Genomic DNA, 19,153 nt, shown 5'->3' on the forward strand with positions numbered 1-19,153 from the left:
GGCCATAGTTTTCGTTAGGATCAGAGTTTGCAAGTTATTTTTGTCGCCGACATTTTTGGTATCAGTTATGAGTTTGAACAGTTATGCCAACAAACCATGCTAGCGCTTAGCCAGCGCCTATCAACAAAGCAAAGTGCTGGCCTAAGTTATCTATTGATCGGCCCCTATCAAGAGCGCAAACGGTTTGCCAATGAGCAAGAAGCCTATCACTATTTTAGTGAAAATGTTGGCCTTGAGCGCTATACGCAACAGCTAAAGCAGCGTTTGGCAGCGCTATCAGGCCAGAAATTGCTAGTGGGCTTTAGTGTCGGTGGCAGCGCAATTTGGCAGTTATCATCAACGCATGTTGATCTCAAAAACCTCGCCGCTATTTGTTTTTATAGCAGTCAAATACGACACTTTTGTGAGCTTAGCCCAAATATAGCAAGCTATATGATCATGCCGGCGACAGAGCAACATTTTTCCATCACTGACTTACAAACCAAGTTAGCCACTAAAGCTAATGTCAGCGTAGAGCGCAGTCAGTACCAGCATGGCTTTATGAATCATTTGTCGAGCCATTTTGACTTAAATGGTTATCATGAATATAGCGAAAAATTGCTAAGCCTGTTAGCAGCGAAAATACAAGGTAAGCAATGGCCGTTAAGTAGATGAACGTCAAACTTTATTTTCGTGTAGCTATTTTCTTAGCTGCAAGTACAGATAAAGTGTATATTATATAACTTTATCTCATTTTAAATCGTAGCATCTTATGAAACTAAATATATTACTGCCCTTTGCTTTATTAAGCTTAATTAGCCTGAGCGCCTGTCAACAAGCTGAGCAGCCAAGTTCTGCGCCATCGCTAGCCAAAGTTGAGGTTAATTTGACCAACTTACACCGAGACATTAAAGCCCTAGCATCAGACGAATTTGCAGGCCGTGGCCCGTTGACGGTAGGAGAAGATTTAACCATCGCTTATTTAGCCAAGCAATATCAAGCGCTAGGCCTTATGCCAGGTAACCAAGAAAGTTATTATCAAGCTGTGCCTATGGCAAAAGTCACAGCAGATCAAAGCATGCAGTTAGTGGTTGGCGAGCATACCTTCAGCGCAGGGCGTGACTTTACTGCCCGCACTCAGCAAGTGGGTGAGACCATTAGCTTAGTCGATTCAGAGTTAGTTTTTGTTGGCTATGGTATTAACGCCCCAGAATACCAATGGAATGACTACGCTGATGTCGATGTTAAAGGTAAAACTGTGGTGGTTTTAGTCAATGATCCCGGCTTTGCTACCCAAGATCAGGCGCTATTTACCGGTAATGCCATGACCTACTATGGCCGTTGGACTTATAAATACGAAGAAGCGGCGCGACAAGGGGCTAAAGCGGTGTTTATTATTCATCAAACCGCACCGGCAGCCTATCCGTGGAGTGTGGTTGAAAGCTCGAATACCGGCAGCAAATATACCTTAGTGGATAACGACAACAACCAAAGTAAGCTGCCGATTATGGGGTGGATCCAGCAGCAAGTGGCAGAAACAATATTCTCAGCCGCTGGTTTATCTTTAAATGAGCTGCAAGCACTTGCGTTACGCCGTGACTTTAGTGCCATTGATTTGCAACAAAGTGCAAATTTGACCTTAAACAATAAGGTTGAATATGCAGAATCAAATAACGTCCTTGCGATGATCCCAGGTGAGAGTCGAGCTGATGAGTATATTGTGATTGGTGCCCATTGGGATCACTTTGGTACTAAACAAACCGAGCAAGGGGCGAAAATTTATAATGGCGCCATTGATAATGCCACTGGCACTGCCGCGACTGTCGAGCTAGCGCGTATTTTGATGGCGCAACATAAAGTTAAGCCATTTCAACGCTCAATATTATTTGTTAACTTTACCGCCGAAGAAACCGGCCTGATCGGCTCTGAATTATTTGCCTTAGGGGGCGTAGTGCCAACAAAAAATATGGTGGCGCTGCTCAATATTGACGGTATGAATGCCTTAGCTGCAGTGGATTATATTCTACAATATGGCCAAGGTATGTCTGAAATGGAAACTTATTTAGCCGATGCGGCCGCGCAGCAGCAACGTAAGGTAAAAATGGACCCACGACCGCAAAATGGCTTGTTTTTTCGTTCAGATCATTTCTCGCTCGCAAAACAAGGTGTACCGAGCTTACTTTTTATGAGCTTAGGGGATACTGACCCAGACTATATCGCCCATAAATACCATAAAGAAGCCGATGATTATTCACCGCTGTGGTCGTTAGGCGGTATGGAGCAAGATATTCAATTAATTGCAGCTATTGCTCGCAAGCTCGCTAATAATGATGATTGGCCTAAGTGGCTAGCCGATTCAGACTTTAAAAGTCGTCGTTTGCAAGACAGGCAATAAAGCGTGCTTTAACTTTTATTTGTCCTAATAAGTCCTAACAAGTGTCAATACATGTTAGGTCGAGACAAAGGTATCAAAAAGCATAGCCAGCGCTATGCTTTTTTTGTTAGCAACTTACGGTTAACCACGCTGTGGCACCGGAAACCGCTATGTCATTAGTGATAAATTGACAGCCCTAACTCTTGAGCTAAATTTGCCAGTAAGTTAGTACCAATAACAGAGTTACCAAAACTATTGAGCGGAGGGCTCCAAGTACAAATAACGCCATAGTTTGGCACGATAGCCACCACACCACCGCCAACGCCACTTTTAGCCGGTAAGCCAATGGAGAACGCAAACTCTCCCGATTGATCGTACATGCCACTAGTAGACAATATGGCATTGACCCTGTGCGCATCTCTGGGTGTGCAAATAACTTGTTTAGAAATAGGGTCAACGCCTTTATTGGCTAGAAACAGCAAACTCTTCGCTAGTTGCTCACAACTCATGGCAACGGCACATTGGGTAAAGTAATGGCTAAGTACAGCCGGAATTTCTGCTTCAATATTGCCAAAGCTTTTCATTAAGTAGGCTAATGCTGCGTTTCTGTTGCCATGCTCAAGTTCTGATTGATAAACGTCTTGATCGATATAAATGTTGTCGTCGTGCGCTAATGTTCGCATAAAGCATAAAAATGCCAGCTTACTGGTAGAAAAATGACTGGTGAGCACATCAGCAACTAATAAGGCGCCGGCGTTGATCACTGGGTTGCGTGGTATACCTTTTTCCCATTCTAACTGAATAATGGAATTAAAAGGTTGTCCTGACGGCTCCATATTGACCCGTTGCCATAAATCATCACCAATGCGGTTCATAGCCATCACCAAACCAAAAACCTTGGAAATACTTTGAATTGAAAAAGGCTCTTGATAATCACCTGCACCGACACTGCTGCCATTTATATTGGCAACACACGCAGCAATTTTTGTAGCCGGCACTTTTGCCAAGGCGGGAATATAGTCGGCGACTTTTCCTTGCTGGCATAAATTTTCTTGTTCGGTAACTAAAGCTTTTAATTTAGCTTGTAAGCGAGCGAGGTCTTTAAACATATCAGTTTTTTACTCTCTTAGGTGGCATAGGAAACTAAGCGTTAATGGACGGTCATTATGCACAAATGCTCAATACTTTATAGTACTTTTTTGTGCATACATTATACCAAAAGTAACGTCTCTAGGGGTTTTCCCCTGTGCGCTATGAGGACAGATCCTGATAGTCAGCCATTGATAATTATTGTGCAATTAATGACGTAAATACACGACTTCCAGAGATGGGTGGAGACAAGAAATGAAATCATTAATTAAGAATATGGCATTGACCATGTCAATTGCAGGTATCAGCTTAAATGCAACTGCCGCTGCCGTGATCGGCTCTCAATTAGAGCAAAAGTTACAAAGCATGGCAGCTACAGACAGTGCCATGGTTGTAGTTTCTTATGACCAATTAGACGCTTTGAATACAACACAGTTACAAGCATTGCTTAATCTAGGTTTAACGCAAGGCGTGCAGTTTAAGTCTTTGCCTATTATTGGCGTTATGGCAAGCCCAACGCAGATCACTCAGTTAGCGGAATTACCTGGTGTTCGCTCGGTTTTTGCAAATCGCCAATTGAGCTACTTTAATGCTGAGGCACGAGAGTTAACTGGGGTTGAAAAGCTGCAGTCTGATGAGTTCGTGACTAACAATGGTATGACATTTACCGGTAAAGGCGTTACTGTCATTGTTAATGACTCTGGTATTGATGCCAGCTTAGATGACTTAGCGTTTGGTGAGAAAGTTGTTGAAAATGTGCAAGGTGTAACACATGCACAAGCCATTTCATTAACGGGAGTTGATGGCGTTTGGATTGAAGGTCAAATCAATACCGACTTAAACGTAGGCCATGGCACCCATTGTGCCGGTACTGTTGGGGGCTGGGGTTCACACTCAGATGGCAAATATAAAGGTGCGGCAACAGGTGCGGATATTGTCGGTTATGGCTCAGGCGCAGGTTTATCTATTTTAGATGCACTTGGTGGTTATGATTATGCAATTAGCCACATTTGGGATTTTAATTCGCCAATTCGTGTTATGAGTAACTCTTGGGGTTCAAGTGGAAAATATGAACCAGCTGGGCCTATTTCATTAGCGTCATATAAAGCCCATAAATTAGGTATGATCTCGGTGTTTGCCGCGGGTAACAGTGGTGCAGGTGAAGATACCCATAACCCTTATGCGCAAATTCCATGGGGCATGTCTGTTGGTGCCGGTACAAAGTCAGGTGATTTAATTGATTTTTCATCGCGGGGCAAACGGGGTGAGCAAGGTGACTTTACCATGCCTGATGGCACGTCTTGGACTTATAAAAATGAAGTGACTATCGTGGCCCCAGGTGTTGATATTATTTCAACACGAGCGAAAACTAATGTGGCGTCAAATGGTGGCGCTAATGATGTCGGCGTGATCGAAAATGAATACCTGCCATTTTATACCATGATTTCAGGTACTTCGATGGCAACACCTCATGTTGCCGGTATTATTGCCTTAATGCTAGAAGCTAACCCTAATTTAACACCGTTACAAATCAAGCAAATCATTCAAGAAACAGCGACCAATATGCCTGGCTATCAATCATGGGAAGTTGGTGCCGGCTATGTTAATGCTTATGCCGCAGTAGCGGGAGCGTTGGGCTATGATGAGCAAAATAGTGTGACGGTAAATAACCTTAATGAGTTTAATGCGAATGCAATTTTGGTTGCTGGTGGTGAGCCCGAGGCATTTGAAGTGCTATTTTCACCCATAGGTGAGCCTGAAGTGCATACCTTTATGGTAGATGATGAAGCTGCATGGATCAGTGCATCGTCAGAAACGCTTGCTAATCTTGTTAAATTGAAACTAGAAGCACCAGATGGCAGTATTTACTTTGGCAACTTAACAACACCGGTACTTAGTAGCACCATGCGTGTATCTGCGCCCGCACAACCGGGTGAGTGGAAACTTTCTGCCTATGGCATAACGTCACTATCAGGTGTGCAAGCTGATCCAACTGGTACAACTAATGGTCCTGGCATTCCTGAATATATAAGCGGCGAAATAGCCATTTTGAATTCTGGCGGTTACCAAGGATTAGACGATATTGCAGGGCACCCAGCAGAGAAAGCGATAGAGTTTGCCGTTAGTGAGCGCTTAGTTGATAGCAAAAATGATCGTGTCTTTCGTCCAGACGCCTATTTAAAGCGCCAAGAGTTAGCTCAGTTTTTAGTTATGGGCTTAGCCATTAGGCAGCAACGTGACGTATTAAATGAGCAAAAAGTGGCCTTTACTGATGTTAATAACCGTTATGCACCCTTTGTTGATGCAGTTACTACCCTAGGCTCAGCATTAAAAGACAGAACGCAAACGCAATGGCCGGTAATGTTATCTAATGATAATGAGTTTTTCCCTCGCGCCAAAGTTAGCAAACAAGAGTTAGCGTATTCACTGGTGCAGGGTTTAGGGCTTGAAAGCCAAGCATTAAGCTTTGCTGGAGAGTTAACCGTTGATTATAAAGGTGAGCGCATTGAGGTTAAGGACTCAGGCTCTATAACACCGGTATTAAAAGGCTATGTACAAGCAGCCATTGATATGTCATTGATTGGTGTACGCTATGCGCTTGAGCAAGGGCCTTATGATTTAACACCTAAAGTTGTGGCTTATTTTGAGCCAACAGCCAGCGTAAAACGTGGTGATTATGCGGTAATCATAGGTCGTACTTTTGATAACTACTTGCGTTAATATCGTGTAGCTTGTAAACAAAACCAACCAGAATAGCGGTTGGTTTTGTTGCTACTTAAAAAGCCTTAGTGCTTGCTAATTTTTTCATTTCAACGTAGTTTCTAGTAAGTAAAGGCGTAAAACAACCAGACTTAATGTTTAGGTTCGTATCCAGAGGAAATACCATGTCGCACATAAAAAATATAACTACGATAGTGCTAGCCGCCACAGCGCTATTAGTGAGTAACTTATCTTTCGCTTCACAACCTCTAGCAATCGATATTCAAGGTAATAAAGTTGAAGTGTTAATTGAATTGCCCGGCGATATTTCTGCCGATCTGACTTTACAATTTGAAAACGCGGTTGGCTTAACCCAAGAAAGCTTAGGCTTAAGTGCAGAATTGATTGACGTTACCTCGTTAAATTTACTCGATCGCCTGCCTGACGGTTTAAATATAACGCCAGCAGCAGCCTTTCCCATGATGATCACCATAGAGCCCAAAGCTGACAGTGGCTTTTCGTTTTCTGGAGTTGCAACCGTTGATATTCATACCCACAACCTTGAGTACACTGCTGGTACGCCTTTTCGATTCTTTAAAGCGCCGCTAAATGGCGAGTTTAAAGACATTACCCAAACCTTAGGCTCAGGTAGTTTGCGTAGCCGCGGTTCAACAGGGCGTTTTTCTCAGTTCATTATTGTTGCTGACTTACGAGCTCCCTTGTTGGTAGTTGAGCAAAAGCTTACTGATCTTGAATCGGCACTGAGTGATTTTTCACCAGACATTAATGCCGCAGTATATTCTGCCTTATTGCAAGATGTTAATGATGTTAAGCAATTAATATTATTACAAAAATATAACAAAGCAAGCAATAAACTGAGTGCTTTTAACCGTCGTATAAATGACAACCGTGGCGTTAGTATTCCCGATGTATGGCGCTCAAGTCGCGATATTCGCAATGTTGCCGGAGAGTTGATCGCTTTTGCCAATACCCTACGTTTTAGTTTACGTCTTATTAAGTAACACGACAAACGGCTATTTAGAGGTGTTATTATGCCAGCTAGAATTACGGTTTGTTATCCAAACCAACCTGCTGTAGAGAGTTTTCTCTACGAAGGCAGTGGCTACCGTATAGGGCGTGCCAACGAATGTGAGTTGCTGCTTGATCACCCCACTGTGTCTCGCCAACATGCGAAAGTGGCGCACACCAATGATATTTGGCAGCTTGAAGATCAACGCAGCCGCAATGGCACAAAAGTCAATGGCATAGCCATCACTCAATCGACATTAAAAACCGATGCTTTAATTTCTGTTGGTGAACTCGACTGTTTATTTGAAACTAAATCAGTCGCTCAGCTTGACGCCATTCACAGTCATAATCAATGGCGGTTATCAAATAGCAAGTCGATGTCAGCACTTCCAATGAGTGAGCACTTACAACAAAATTTGTCGGCACAATTGCAAAATATCATCATGTTAACCGGTACCCAGCGCGGCATTATTTTGTTGGGGGATACGCTATCCACTTTACAAGTTAGTATTGCGCATGGCATGCAATTACAGGACTTTAAATTGGCCAAGTTTGAAGGTAGTGTCGGTGCTATTTCGCAATGCTTTCAATCAGGGCAAGCCGTTATTGCCATGGATATTAGTCAGCATGAGCGCTTGAGCGCCCGAAAAAGTATTGAATTGAAAAAAATATCAGCCTTAGCCTGCATTCCGTTATTTTATGAAAATAGCGTGGTGGGCGTTGTTTATACCGATAGTAAACTATCTGATAAAGTGCTGACCGAATTAGATATTGAAATACTGAGTACCATGAGTCAGCAAATTCAAGCATCTGTGCAAGCGATTTTACTGCAAAAGTCGATAGACTCACTGCAGGGGATTCTTGATCAGAACACAAAACAGTTAACGGGTATAATAGACTATAATTTGCTTAATTTGTGCCACTAATTTTTATTGAAAAATAGGCTGTATGAGCACTTCTGATGAGCCAACACTAAGCCAGTCTGTTGCCAATGCGCAACAGACAACCCAAATTATTCAACCAGCTAATGCCTTGGCAGCAGGAGAGTGCCTAGTAGGGCGCTTTATTATAAAAAGCCTGCAAGGGCGGGGGCGCTATGGTTGTGTTTATAGTGCTTATGATCAGCAACTTGATACCATAATCGCCATTAAAGTATTGGCACCGGCGTTGAGCGAAAACGCGAAAAACCTAGCAAACTTTAAAAATGAGTTGCTGCTGGTTCGCCAACTAAGTCACCCTAATATCATTCGCGTTCATGAATACTATCAACAACAAAATTTGCATTTTATCACCATGGATTGGATAGAGGGTTGCAGCTTAGAAGCCTTAATGGCTCAGCAAGCAATGTCGAGCACGCAAATTCACCATATCATTGCACAGTTATTAAGTGGTTTAGCTTTTGCCCAGCAAGCAGGCGTGACCCATAAAGACATTAAGCCTGAAAATATCATGTTAGACACTTCAGGGCGGCTTTATATTGCAGATTTTGGTTTATCTGTGCTCAACAACGAAATGACCTCAGCAAGCATTTTAGGTACACCTTTTTACGCGCCACCAGAGTATTTGCAATTAGGTAAAACCAATGCCAGTACAGACTTATATGCCGCGGGCATTGTTATCTACCAACTCTGTTGTCAACGCTTGCCATATACGGGTGCAAGCATAGATGAAATTACTGAAAATAAACTTGTTAATAAAGCCAAGTTCACACCAATTAATAAAGATTTAAAGCCACTTGAAAGCTGGGTGCTATCTTTAATTTCTCCACATAGTGCTTCACGACCAGCCAATGTTAACCAAGCACAACAACAATATATCGCCTTAACTTCGACGCAAAAAACATCCAGAAAAATAGCGATTTATTATAGTGCTTTTGCATTGCTATTGGGGCTAGTTGTTGCAATGTGGTGGTTTATTGAACAACCAAGCGAGATTAAAGCGAATGCCAAAAGTCATTATGGCGTTGCGATATTGCCATTGGCTAACCAAGAGCAAGAACTTGCTGAGTCCTTTGCCAATTACTTGAATTACCAGTTAAGTGAAGTCAGCAACTTACGCGTAATAGAGCAACCGCGTTTAAAGCAGTTGTTTCAACAACTTGGTATAACATTACCACTAGACGACAGTAAAACTGAGTTGATCACCGATTTATTGCAAGTGGACGTGTTGATCAGTCCTAAGATGGTGGTTGCCGGAACCCAAAGCCATGAAGTGATGTTTGAGCTTACATTCGTTGATGGCTTTAAAGTCCAACATGAAAGCCTGTTACGCGCAGCATTTAATAATAAAGATTGGCAAGATATTAGTGCAAGCTTTGTTGAAAGTGTGAAACGACGGCTAAATATTGTCGCAAGTACAACGGCGCAGCTAACTCATTCTAAAACGCCTATTGTTGATTTGTTCACCATCACAACATTAATTGCCCAAGGGCAATACGATAAGGCGCAAAAGGCACTAACGCCCATACTTAATCTACACCCGCATTCGGCACAAGCTTGGTTACAACAAGGAGAATTATACTTAATTCAACAGCTAATATTAGAAGCTGAGCAAGCGTATGCCAAGGCCGCCGAGTTTGCCGAAAAAAACACTTATACTGCTAAGCTTGCGAGTGCTCGATTAAATGATTTAGCGGGTAAAGTTGAACAAGCACAAGCTGATTATTTATCCTTAGTACAGGCGTTTCCGTATAACACTGAGTTGAAATTGATGTTAGCGGAGTTTTATTTTTTAATAGAGCAGCATCAGAAAATGGAAAGCTTGTTATTAGACGTGGTGGCGATTGATGCTAATCACCCAAAAGCTTGGTTTATGTTAGGAAGGGCCGCTTTTTTACAAGGTAACTTTGAGCAGGCATTAAACGAATACTTTGTTAAAGCTTTAGTGACAGCTAAAAAGTTAAAAAACCCCACCAAAGAAGGAGAAGCGTTAAATGCCTTTGGCGTTGTTTATGAGCAGCTCGGGGAAACTAACCTAGCGTTTGACTATTACCAACAAGCGCTAGCAATGCGCAAACAAGCTGAAGATCTTATGGGGGCAGCGACCACTATGCTCAATCTAGCGGCTATGCACCTTGCTATAGGAGAATATCAACAAACAGAGCAATATCTACAGCAAAGTTTAACCATTTATCAAAAACTATCAGCTCAAGAAGGCTTGTCAAATACTTACAACGAGCTTGGTAAATTAGCTGAAGAGCAAGCGTTGTACCAAAATGCCCTAGAAAACTATCGCCAAGCATTAAATATTCGTATTGATTTAGGCCACTTAATGCTACAAGCCGAGAGTATGAATAACATAGGCTTTAGTTACTTTATGTTGCTTGATGCTGACAATGCCTTGGTTTTTTGGCGACAAGCAGAACAACTCTATCAGCAAGTTAAATTTCCCATTGGTATTATTCATGTTAGGCAAAATTTAGCGCAATTAGAGTTAGCAAAAGGCAATTGGCGTAATGCTTATCATCTTTTTAATAATACCTTAACCGATGCTAAACAACTTAACAGCGCAGAAGAATTACTGGTATCACATAGTTATTTGACCAAATTGGCCTTCTTGCAAGGTAACTTTCAAGCAAGTATTACTGAGTTAAAGGCCTTATATGCGGAAGCTGAGAAGTTACATGATGTCAGAGTTATAGCACAACTCGGGCTTTGGCTTGCAGACTGGTTTTTGCAATTAGGTGATGATAAATCTGCAACCGAACACTTAAATCATATTGCTGTTTTAGTCGGTAAATATGGTAATAAAGAGTACAAAACTACGTTGCAATTTTTGCGATCACAAAGTCGTAACAATGTCACTAATAGCAATTTTGATAGCGAAAAACTGGTTAATGATCATGCGCATCAAGTGATCTATATTCGACAACTTATTTTGCAAGCGCGAAATGCATTGCGCGCCGGAGCGCAAGATATTAGTCACTATTTATTACCGTTATCAGTGATTGATTTTGGCTTATATCAATATCAAAACATTGAGTACCTCGAGTTATTAGCGGTGCAGCAATATTATACAAAAGACTGGACGGCATTAAGCCAGACCTTGCGCGAGGCTGAGCTGTTACTGAGAAAAATGGGCGACTATTGGCGCAGCTTTCAATTTGACCGTTTACGAGCACAGCTGGCTATAGTGCAACAACAAGACCCCAAAAAATACCATGACAAGGTGCATAGCAAGCTGCAAAACTTAGCCAGGAATCTACCCGCAGAATTGTTAGTCAGCTTCTTGGCAAAACAAAACTACTATCAATTAAATGACTCACTACAGGAATTTCAGCGTAATGACCAATAATACGGATGTGGCTAAGTTGGTTGCGCAACTGAACGAAAAGCAAAAACAAATATCGCAGCAACTTTACTTTGGTAATGAACAAATGCGTGGTTTAGCCAAGCGAGTTTGGCGAGTACAAGAAGATGAGCGAAAGCATATTGCACGCGAACTGCACGATGGTGTTGGGCAATTGTTAACAGCTTTGATCAATCAGTTGCAGCAAGTACAAAAAAGCGAGCCTAAGATAGCATTAAATGAAAGTATAGACTTGGCACGACAAGCCTTGTCAGATACGCGGGTTATTTCCCGACTAATGCGGCCACGGATTTTAGATGACCTAGGCTTAATTCCAGCTCTAGAATGGCTGGTTAGGATTATGGCTGAGCCAGAAGATGTGGTGATAGAGTTTCACCAGCAAGTGACGGCTGACATCGACAGCGATAGCCAAACATTAGCGTTTCGCGTCATTCAAGAAGCACTGACCAATGCCATTAAACATGCTCAGGCGAGTACGATTACGTTAAACCTTATTGCAACCAATAAACTGCTAATGATTAAAATTCAAGACGATGGCGTTGGTATGGCCGCTGGCACGGCGGAAAACCCTGATGGTTTTGGCCTAGGTGCAATGCGCGATCGCGTTAGCGCCTTTGGCGGCCAACTCACCATTAATTCAGCACCTAACCAAGGCTGTGAAATTAAAGTATTAGTGACAGGGCGGGAGGGGCCATGATCAGTGTTCTCATTGCCGATGACCACACGATTTTACGTCATGGTTTAGTGAGCTTACTAAGCAAGGATGAAGGTATTCGCGTGGTAGCAGAAGCTGCAGATGGTTTGGAAGCGGTACAAAAGGCGCTAGAGCTTAAGCCAAATGTTATTGTGATTGACATTAGCATGCCAGAGCTTAATGGCATGGAAGCGGTTAAGCGCTTACATGAGCAATTGCCTGATGCCAAGGTGTTAGTACTTACTATGCATGAAGAACAAGAATACGTTATTCATATGGTAAGGGCGGGAGCGTCTGGTTATCTGCTAAAAGATAGTGCCAGTGATGAACTTATTGATGCCGTCAAGGCTCTGGCTGCTGGGAAAACCTATTTTAGTCAGTATGCGGCGAGTGTTTTAGCAACCCAGTACAATAAGCCAGCAGAAAACTGGCAAGACCCTTATAAAAATTTGACTAACCGTGAACGTGAAGTTTTTCATTTAATTATTGAAGGGAAAACCACCAAAGAGATTGCGCGCTCGTTAGAAATTAGTGTTAAAACTGCGGAGAACCATCGTGGCAAGGTCTTAGATAAACTTAATGTTGCCAATGCTGCAGAGCTAGTTCGATATGCGGCGAAAAAGCACCTGCTAATGTAAAATTTAAGCTGCTAAGGGGCATAACGCTTAATTTGCCTTTCTCTCAGGTGTTTTACCTTGTCGCCTATAGGGGTTTCCCCTGATTCTTTATCACCTTAATGTTTGACATGCTGCTTATGTTGAATTAATTAAGGTGTCTCCAATGCTTAAAACTAAATTAAAAAATAAATTGCTAATCGCAGGTCTTATGGGCGCTGGGTTAGGTTTGATGTCTCCTAGTCTTTCTGCCAAATCTTTTGGTCCTGAACTACAAAGCTTGATCTCAAACGCTGCTGTACAAGATGTTTTCGAAGTTATTGTGACATTTGAAGGCGAAGGGGCAATAACCCCAGAGCGTTCAAATATTCTAGAAATGGCCGGAGTTACGGGTGGGGTTAGCTTTAAGCAATTACCCATTGTTGGCATTACCGCCACCAAGGCACAAATTGAACAAATTTATGCGGCCGAGCAGGTGCGCTCAGTTTATTACAACGCACCGTTAGCACTTGAGAACGACGGAGCGACACAAATTACGGGTGTTGACCGTTTACGCTCTGATCCATCAATGCGTAATTTAGGCATGCCATTTTCAGGTCGCGGCATAGGTGTCGTGGTTAATGATTCAGGTGTTGATGGTACACATACTGATATTAAATACCCAAACCATGTCGTGCAAAATGTATTGGCACAAACTAATTTACACTCACTTTCTGACTTATTACCTATTACTTACCAAGAAGATACCGCCAACACCGATATTGCCGGCGGCCACGGCTCTCATGTCGCGGGTATTATTGGCGGTAATGGTGCTATGTCAGTGGGTAAATACCAAGGTGTGGCACCCGGCGCTAAAATTATTGGTTATGGCTCAGGTGCGGGCTTATTTATCTTAGATACTATCGGTGGCTTTGATTATGCCTTAACGCATCAATATGACTACAATATTCGGGTCATTTCAAACTCATTTGGTAGCACCAGTGATACTGGTACCGATTTTAATCCTGATCACCCAACCAACGTTGCTACTAAGGCTCTTTCCGACAATGGCGTCATTGTGGTGTTTTCTGCGGGTAATTCTGGCAGTGGTGAAGCTACTATAACCGGTAACTTCAAAAAAGCACCTTGGGTGATCACAGTTGCTGCCGGCGATAAATCGGGTAATTTAGCCGACTTTAGTTCTCGCGGGGTTAAAGGTAAAGGCGGTGAAGTCAAGGTAGGTCATGAAACATTTCAATGGCAAGACCGACCAACAGTAACAGGCCCTGGTGTCGATATTATTTCAACACGTGCTTCGCTATCAAGCTTGAGTGCTTTGAGTGTTGCTGATGACAGCGAAGTCATGGCACCAAATCATGTACCTTATTATACCTCAATGAGTGGCACATCAATGTCAGCACCTCATGTTGCAGGTATTGTCGCATTAATGCTAGAAGCTAACCCTAATTTAACTTGGCGGGAAGTGAAAGCCATATTACAAGAAACCGCAACCAATATGCCAGGCCGTGAAGCTTGGGAAGCTGGCGCAGGGTATGTTAATGCTTATGCGGCAGTTAAGTCGGTTGTTGACGACAGTTTAAACTTTGGTAGCACCACTAAAATTGAACGTAGTTTTAATGCCAAAGCAGTGACCTCAGTACAAGCAGAATATGCCGATACGGTAACCTTTAGCCCAGTAGGCGATAATGAAGGCACTGTTATTCCTGTTCAGCCTGATGCGTCTATGTTGATGGTGCGGGCAAATATTGACGACAATACTGTCGGTTTATCGTTAACAAGCCCGAGCGGTAAACGTTATGGCTCAAGCATTGCATTACCCGTGTTAGGACAAAATATTGCGGTAACAGCGCCTGCTGAAGCGGGTGATTGGATATTGCAAGCGCATGGCATTGGCGGAATTTCAGGTGTTGATGTTGACCCTACAGGTGCTACTAATGGCTATGCGGCCCCTGGCGATATCGATGTGACGGTAAAAATCATTAAAACAGATGGGTATACCGGTTTAGCTGATGTAGAAAACCACCCTGCTAAAGCCTTTATCGAATATGCAGTCAGTGAAGAGCTCGTGGATGCTAATAGCAGTGGCTTTCAGCCTGATGCCGTGTTGACCCGTCAAGTTCTAGCAGACTTTTTAAGCTTAGGAGCCGGTATTCGTCAGTCTAACTTAGCGTCAACGCATACTTTTGCTGATGTCGATGACCAATATGCGGCGGCTGCAAATGCAGTGTTCACCCAAGGCGCCGCGTTGCGTAATACGGCACAAGATCAAGCCCCAGTCATGCTAACTAGTGGTGGTGACTTTAACTCTCAACAGGCGGTTGATCGAAACCAGCTTGCTTACTCTTTAGTACAGTCGCTAGCGTTGCAGCCTTTAGCTGAAAGCTTTAGTGGCGACATTACCGCGATTTTTCAACAGCAACGGGTAACGTTAGCTGACCAAGAGCAAATACCTGCTGAGTTAAAAGGCTATGTACAATTAGCATTAGACCTTGGCATTTTAAATGCGCACTTTGCCATTGAACAAGCGCCTTATGATTTAGAGCCAACTATCATTGCCCATTTCTATGGTGATAATGTGGTAACACGGGCCGATTATGCCGTAGCGGCAACACGATTTTTTAATAACTATTAGTCAGTTACATTTCTCTGGAAGCAAAGCCCACCGGTTGGTTTTAGGTGGGCTTTTTATCCAAAGCATGTCAAAACACATGTCTATTAACCCACTACAATGAGCAAGACAATATACGATTAAGGTGAGCCATTATGACAATTAAAGCCATTAACAAGTTTGTGATCTCAACAGTATTGCTGGTAAGCGGTGGCGTCAACATTGCCCATGCTGGTTTGATCAGTATAGGCGCGCTAACCAGCAATGATGATGGCAGTACGAGCGTTATTAGTGACTCGTTAAATGACCGCGAGTGGTTAAGGTGGGATCAACTAGCTGATTTAACCTATACAGAAACACTATTGGCTACGTCTGCAGCGGGTTCACATAGGGGGTGGACGATTGCAGGCGTACTAGATGCTAATTTATTTCTTGATGCCCTTTATGGCGGGGCAAATCATGGCTGTGCTGATAACAATACCAGCAATACTTTTTGTGCAGATAATGGTGTATTCACCAGTGCGCAATATACCGCACTATTGGGCGACTCTTTCGAGCTAGGTTTGAGTAGTGTCGATGCTGCATGGTTTTACGATGATCAAGCCATTGACGGTAAGGCGGGCTATTTGCGCTTACAACAAGGCAGTGTCAATGAAAAATACAACAGTTTTGGTACGATAGCTGAAACCGATTTTTATGCTAATACGCCCGCTAACACCAGTGGTGAAACTATTGGTTGGCTAATGTATCGTAGTAAGTCTGTGCCCGAGCCCACAACACTGGCTATTTTTGCGATTGCGCTACTTGCCTTATCATTACGCAGAATAAAATAAACCGCTTCGATTTTTGTCGAAAAGGGCGGTTATAACACTAACAAAGTACAACAAGTACTTAATAGCTTTGTGCCTACTATCGAACAAAACGCCAGTGTTAAAATAATGATTATGACATACATGCATTGGCTTGCTGGAGTGTCATAAGGCGTAAGGTAGATCCTGCTGTTTAAGGTTTAGCAAACATTTTTTTAAGCAGCTCAGTGGTTCGTTTCTCTGGATTGGCACGTATTGCGGCTTCTTCTTTGGCTAGATATTCAAAAACACTTGAGATGGTCTGGGATTTAACAAGCGCGACTAAGTTGCTACTGACATCGGGCATAAAAGGTAGAGCGTTATATTTTGACATAATATTCTCGTATAACTTTAATGCGCCGACACTCTCTAAGTTTTGCTTGATAATAGGATCCATTGCTTGGGCAATTGGCTCAGACATTTGGGCTTTAAAGTATTGCGTAGCAGCATCATTTTCACCCTGGTAAATAGCTTGAATATCTTCGAGCGTTAAATTGTTTATTGCCGTTGCTAAAATAGGGCCGGCGGCGGGAATAGCTTGCTCTGCGGCCTCATTTAATTTGTCTTCGAGTTCATTTGTCCATTGCCCCATACCTATTTTATCTAGAGCACTGCCAACACGCGCTAAGGTTGAAGGCAGTTTAATCCTTAAGTTGGGATTATCGGCAAAAGCGCCACTTTGTTGCAAGGTGTTAATCACCGACTCAGAGCCGACCGATAAGGCTTGTTTAAGGCCCTTGGCAATTTGCTCATCATTTAACATTACATCTGCTACTTTATTCTCACGGTTAAATAGCTCTTTTGCTTTTTGCCACCAACTCTCCTGAGCATAAACGGATGAAACAAAAAGTAACGAGCAAAAAAGTGTCAATTTAACAATAACTTTGGTGTTCGACATCGGGATATCTCCTAGCAAGCGGCATGTAAATTGGTGAATTAGCCTAACAAGCCTTTTAATTTATCCTTAAGCTTATCTTTTACTTTGTTTTTGAGCTTATCTTTTGCCCCTGAGCTGACATCGGGACGAATTTTAATATCATGAAACGGCCCAGTTATTTTGATTGGGATCTCAACACCCGAGCTTTCGTTATTGGCGGCTTGTCCTTGAACTGATGCCACAATTTTTGATTTTACCTGTAGGTTAACGGTTGTTTTAGGCAAATCAATATCGCCAACGCCAGCGACTCTAATAAATGGGTTCAGCAAGGATAGGTTTTTACTCTGTGCGATACCATCTTTGACGGTAAACTCAGCGGTTAAAGCGGCAAAGTCGGTTTGCTCTGCGTGGCTAAAATCACTGTCTAAACTTACCGATGCTAAATTGCCTTGCATAATATTACTGGCACTTTTGGCTATCGCTGCTAAGTTAAGGCCTTTTATTGCGCCATCAATAAAATTCAAACTTAAGTCACCTTGAAGCTGAGAAATAAAATCAGCTTGACTCCTACCTTGGCTTGAAAGTTGCCATACTAAATGTCCTTTGCCCATTAATTTGTTAAACCCTATGGCATCGGTAAGTAGGGGCTCGGCGTTAATATCGGTTAATTTAAAGTTACTGCTAAATTGATATGGCTTAGTCGTGGCATTAAGTGTTACTACGCCGCTCCCTTTACCTTCATAACCTTCGAAGCTTTTTAGTTGCACAGTAGCCATGCCGTTATCTAAAGTAAGGGCAAGCTCGTTTTCGCCAAGCTTAATTTCTCGAGCGAACAGCTGAGTTGACTGTATTGCTATCTCGGCATTTAATGCCTTCAAAACTGATAAATCCAATGCGGTGTTGTCCCACACTATCGGCTCAGCGCTATTTTCCTTCTGCGTCGGCTCTGTTGCGCTTATTGCAGGTAAATAAGGGTTTAGATCTAATACCCCTAAGTCAATATTACTAACAACTTTTAGTGGCGTAGATAAAGTAATAGCTGATGAGCCTTTGAACGCTAAGGCGTCGAGTTTAACCACTAACTCATTCATTGCGAGCGTGTTGTTAACAAAGCGTATATTGGTGTTTAATGAAAATTGATTAAAGGCGTTTTCTTTAGCCTCTAACTTTATGTTTTGCCAATTTAGTAATTGTTTGACTGAATCACCTGCTAGCGATAGTTTGCCTGTTATTTCTTGTCCTTGTTGTAATAATTCACCTGAGTAATTTAATTTTGCCAGTGCTGAGCTTAAGGCTAAATTAACGGAAAATGCTTGGTTATTAATAGCCTTAGCAGGGGTAGTAATACTTGACTCAAGTTCAAATACTTGTGCCATATAACGGACACTGCCGGCAATATTTAGTGTTTCTTGCAACGAGGGTAGCGCGATGGCTAAGCTGAGTTGATCTAGAGTTTTGCTGTCATTCATTTCATGATCAATATAGGTGAGTGTGCCGCCATTTATCTCGACCTGATCTAGCCTTAGATCAAAAGACTCAGGTAAAGCCAAATTTCCGTCATTATTAGCAGGCTGTTCAGGTAAGGTTTTAGTGTTACTAGCCACTTTATCCGCTGCACTTGTTATTGGTGAAAACTGCCAGTTCACTTTACCTTCAGCGGTTTTTTCCAATAAAATATCGGGATTGTTGATGACGAACTTTTCAATGGTGAGTTGACCTGAGAATAATGACAACCATGGGATATGGAGCTCCAATTCGTCAATTTTTGCCATCTCTGCTCTTGAGCCCCCTAATGCATTGGCAAAGTGCACATCGTTCAACTCTAGCAACAGCGAAGGGAACACCTGCAAATTAAGCTCGCCATTAACTGTTAATGCCCGTCCTGTTGTTTGTTCGACTTTAGTACTGACTTGTTTAACTATATCTTGTGTCGATATCAGCTGCGTCGCGGCGAGCGTTAATAAGGCAATAATAACGGCGATGACAGCGACAAATTTTAAAAATATACGCATAGTTGAAGTTAATGAGCAAAA

13 protein-coding genes are annotated in these 19,153 nt (G+C 42.5%); 10 read left to right on the top strand and 3 right to left on the bottom strand.

Annotated features, from left to right (window positions below; all coding sequences use genetic code 11):
• Positions 1-27 precede the first annotated feature (27 nt).
• Both B6K83_RS04305 and B6K83_RS04310 read left to right on the top strand, forming a co-directional pair.
• Complete coding sequence (locus tag B6K83_RS04305; protein WP_085283597.1) at positions 28-654, top strand: dienelactone hydrolase family protein; 627 nt, start codon at positions 28-30, stop codon at positions 652-654.
• 97 nt (positions 655-751) lie between these two features.
• Positions 752-2,374: a M28 family metallopeptidase gene (locus B6K83_RS04310; protein ID WP_085283599.1), complete on the top strand. Its 1,623-nt coding sequence runs from the start codon at positions 752-754 to the stop codon at positions 2,372-2,374.
• Positions 2,375-2,529: 155 nt separating this feature from the next.
• Here the strand turns inward: B6K83_RS04310 and glsB are convergent, their stop codons facing one another.
• Positions 2,530-3,462, bottom strand: a complete 933-nt coding sequence (gene glsB, locus B6K83_RS04315) for a glutaminase B (RefSeq protein WP_085283602.1) — start codon at positions 3,460-3,462, stop codon at positions 2,530-2,532.
• Between the two features lie 235 nt (positions 3,463-3,697).
• Here glsB and B6K83_RS04320 point away from each other — a divergent pair, with 235 nt between their 5' ends.
• The 8 genes from B6K83_RS04320 (at position 3,698) to B6K83_RS04355 (ending at position 16,228) form a co-directional block, all read left to right on the top strand.
• Positions 3,698-6,163, top strand: coding sequence for a S8 family peptidase (locus B6K83_RS04320; RefSeq protein ID WP_085283603.1), 2,466 nt, complete (start codon positions 3,698-3,700; stop codon positions 6,161-6,163).
• A gap of 164 nt (positions 6,164-6,327) precedes the next feature.
• Positions 6,328-7,164, top strand: coding sequence for a DUF6689 family protein (locus tag B6K83_RS04325; protein WP_085283605.1), 837 nt, complete (start codon positions 6,328-6,330; stop codon positions 7,162-7,164).
• Positions 7,165-7,194: 30 nt separating this feature from the next.
• Positions 7,195-8,097, top strand: coding sequence for an FHA domain-containing protein (locus tag B6K83_RS04330; protein ID WP_085283607.1), 903 nt, complete (start codon positions 7,195-7,197; stop codon positions 8,095-8,097).
• Positions 8,098-8,119: 22 nt separating this feature from the next.
• Complete coding sequence (locus tag B6K83_RS04335) at positions 8,120-11,464, top strand: protein kinase domain-containing protein (RefSeq protein WP_085283609.1); 3,345 nt, start codon at positions 8,120-8,122, stop codon at positions 11,462-11,464.
• Positions 11,454-12,176, top strand: a complete 723-nt coding sequence (locus B6K83_RS04340; protein ID WP_085283611.1) for a sensor histidine kinase — start codon at positions 11,454-11,456, stop codon at positions 12,174-12,176. Before B6K83_RS04335 ends, B6K83_RS04340 begins: the two co-directional genes overlap by 11 nt.
• The gene (locus B6K83_RS04345) at positions 12,173-12,811 is read left to right on the top strand and encodes a response regulator transcription factor (RefSeq protein WP_085283613.1); all 639 of its coding nucleotides are present in this window, start codon (positions 12,173-12,175) and stop codon (positions 12,809-12,811) included. The genes B6K83_RS04340 and B6K83_RS04345 overlap by 4 nt, the downstream gene beginning before the upstream one ends.
• Positions 12,812-12,953: 142 nt before the next feature.
• A complete protein-coding gene (locus B6K83_RS04350) occupies positions 12,954-15,419 on the top strand; it encodes a S8 family serine peptidase (RefSeq protein ID WP_085283615.1) in 2,466 nt (821 codons plus the stop codon).
• Positions 15,420-15,550: 131 nt separating this feature from the next.
• The gene (locus tag B6K83_RS04355) at positions 15,551-16,228 is read left to right on the top strand and encodes a PEP-CTERM sorting domain-containing protein (protein ID WP_085283617.1); all 678 of its coding nucleotides are present in this window, start codon (positions 15,551-15,553) and stop codon (positions 16,226-16,228) included.
• 169 nt (positions 16,229-16,397) lie between these two features.
• Here B6K83_RS04355 and B6K83_RS04360 read toward each other — a convergent pair whose 3' ends face one another.
• Together B6K83_RS04360 and B6K83_RS04365 are read right to left on the bottom strand one after the other, a co-directional pair.
• Complete coding sequence (locus B6K83_RS04360; protein ID WP_085283620.1) at positions 16,398-17,141, bottom strand: DUF4197 domain-containing protein; 744 nt, start codon at positions 17,139-17,141, stop codon at positions 16,398-16,400.
• Between the two features lie 38 nt (positions 17,142-17,179).
• Positions 17,180-19,132 (bottom strand): AsmA family protein, encoded by a 1,953-nt coding sequence (locus B6K83_RS04365; RefSeq protein WP_085283622.1) that lies wholly within the window; start codon positions 19,130-19,132, stop codon positions 17,180-17,182.
• Positions 19,133-19,153 lie beyond the last annotated feature (21 nt).

The organism is Colwellia chukchiensis (assembly GCF_002104455.1).
GTDB lineage: Bacteria > Pseudomonadota > Gammaproteobacteria > Enterobacterales > Alteromonadaceae > Cognaticolwellia > Cognaticolwellia chukchiensis.

Bases quoted from the DNA above. Each gene is read 5' to 3' on its own strand.
- B6K83_RS04360 (WP_085283620.1), bottom strand. From the start codon at position 17,141: ATGTCGAACACCAAAGTTATTGTTAAATTGACACTTTTTTGCTCGTTA.
- B6K83_RS04345 (WP_085283613.1), top strand. From the start codon at position 12,173: ATGATCAGTGTTCTCATTGCCGATGACCACACGATTTTACGTCATGGT.
- B6K83_RS04350 (WP_085283615.1), top strand. From the start codon at position 12,954: ATGCTTAAAACTAAATTAAAAAATAAATTGCTAATCGCAGGTCTTATG.
- B6K83_RS04310 (WP_085283599.1), top strand. From the start codon at position 752: ATGAAACTAAATATATTACTGCCCTTTGCTTTATTAAGCTTAATTAGC.
- B6K83_RS04325 (WP_085283605.1), top strand. From the start codon at position 6,328: ATGTCGCACATAAAAAATATAACTACGATAGTGCTAGCCGCCACAGCG.
- B6K83_RS04330 (WP_085283607.1), top strand. From the start codon at position 7,195: ATGCCAGCTAGAATTACGGTTTGTTATCCAAACCAACCTGCTGTAGAG.
- B6K83_RS04365 (WP_085283622.1), bottom strand. From the start codon at position 19,132: ATGCGTATATTTTTAAAATTTGTCGCTGTCATCGCCGTTATTATTGCC.
- B6K83_RS04335 (WP_085283609.1), top strand. From the start codon at position 8,120: ATGAGCACTTCTGATGAGCCAACACTAAGCCAGTCTGTTGCCAATGCG.
- B6K83_RS04355 (WP_085283617.1), top strand. From the start codon at position 15,551: ATGACAATTAAAGCCATTAACAAGTTTGTGATCTCAACAGTATTGCTG.
- B6K83_RS04340 (WP_085283611.1), top strand. From the start codon at position 11,454: ATGACCAATAATACGGATGTGGCTAAGTTGGTTGCGCAACTGAACGAA.
- B6K83_RS04320 (WP_085283603.1), top strand. From the start codon at position 3,698: ATGAAATCATTAATTAAGAATATGGCATTGACCATGTCAATTGCAGGT.
- glsB (WP_085283602.1), bottom strand. From the start codon at position 3,462: ATGTTTAAAGACCTCGCTCGCTTACAAGCTAAATTAAAAGCTTTAGTT.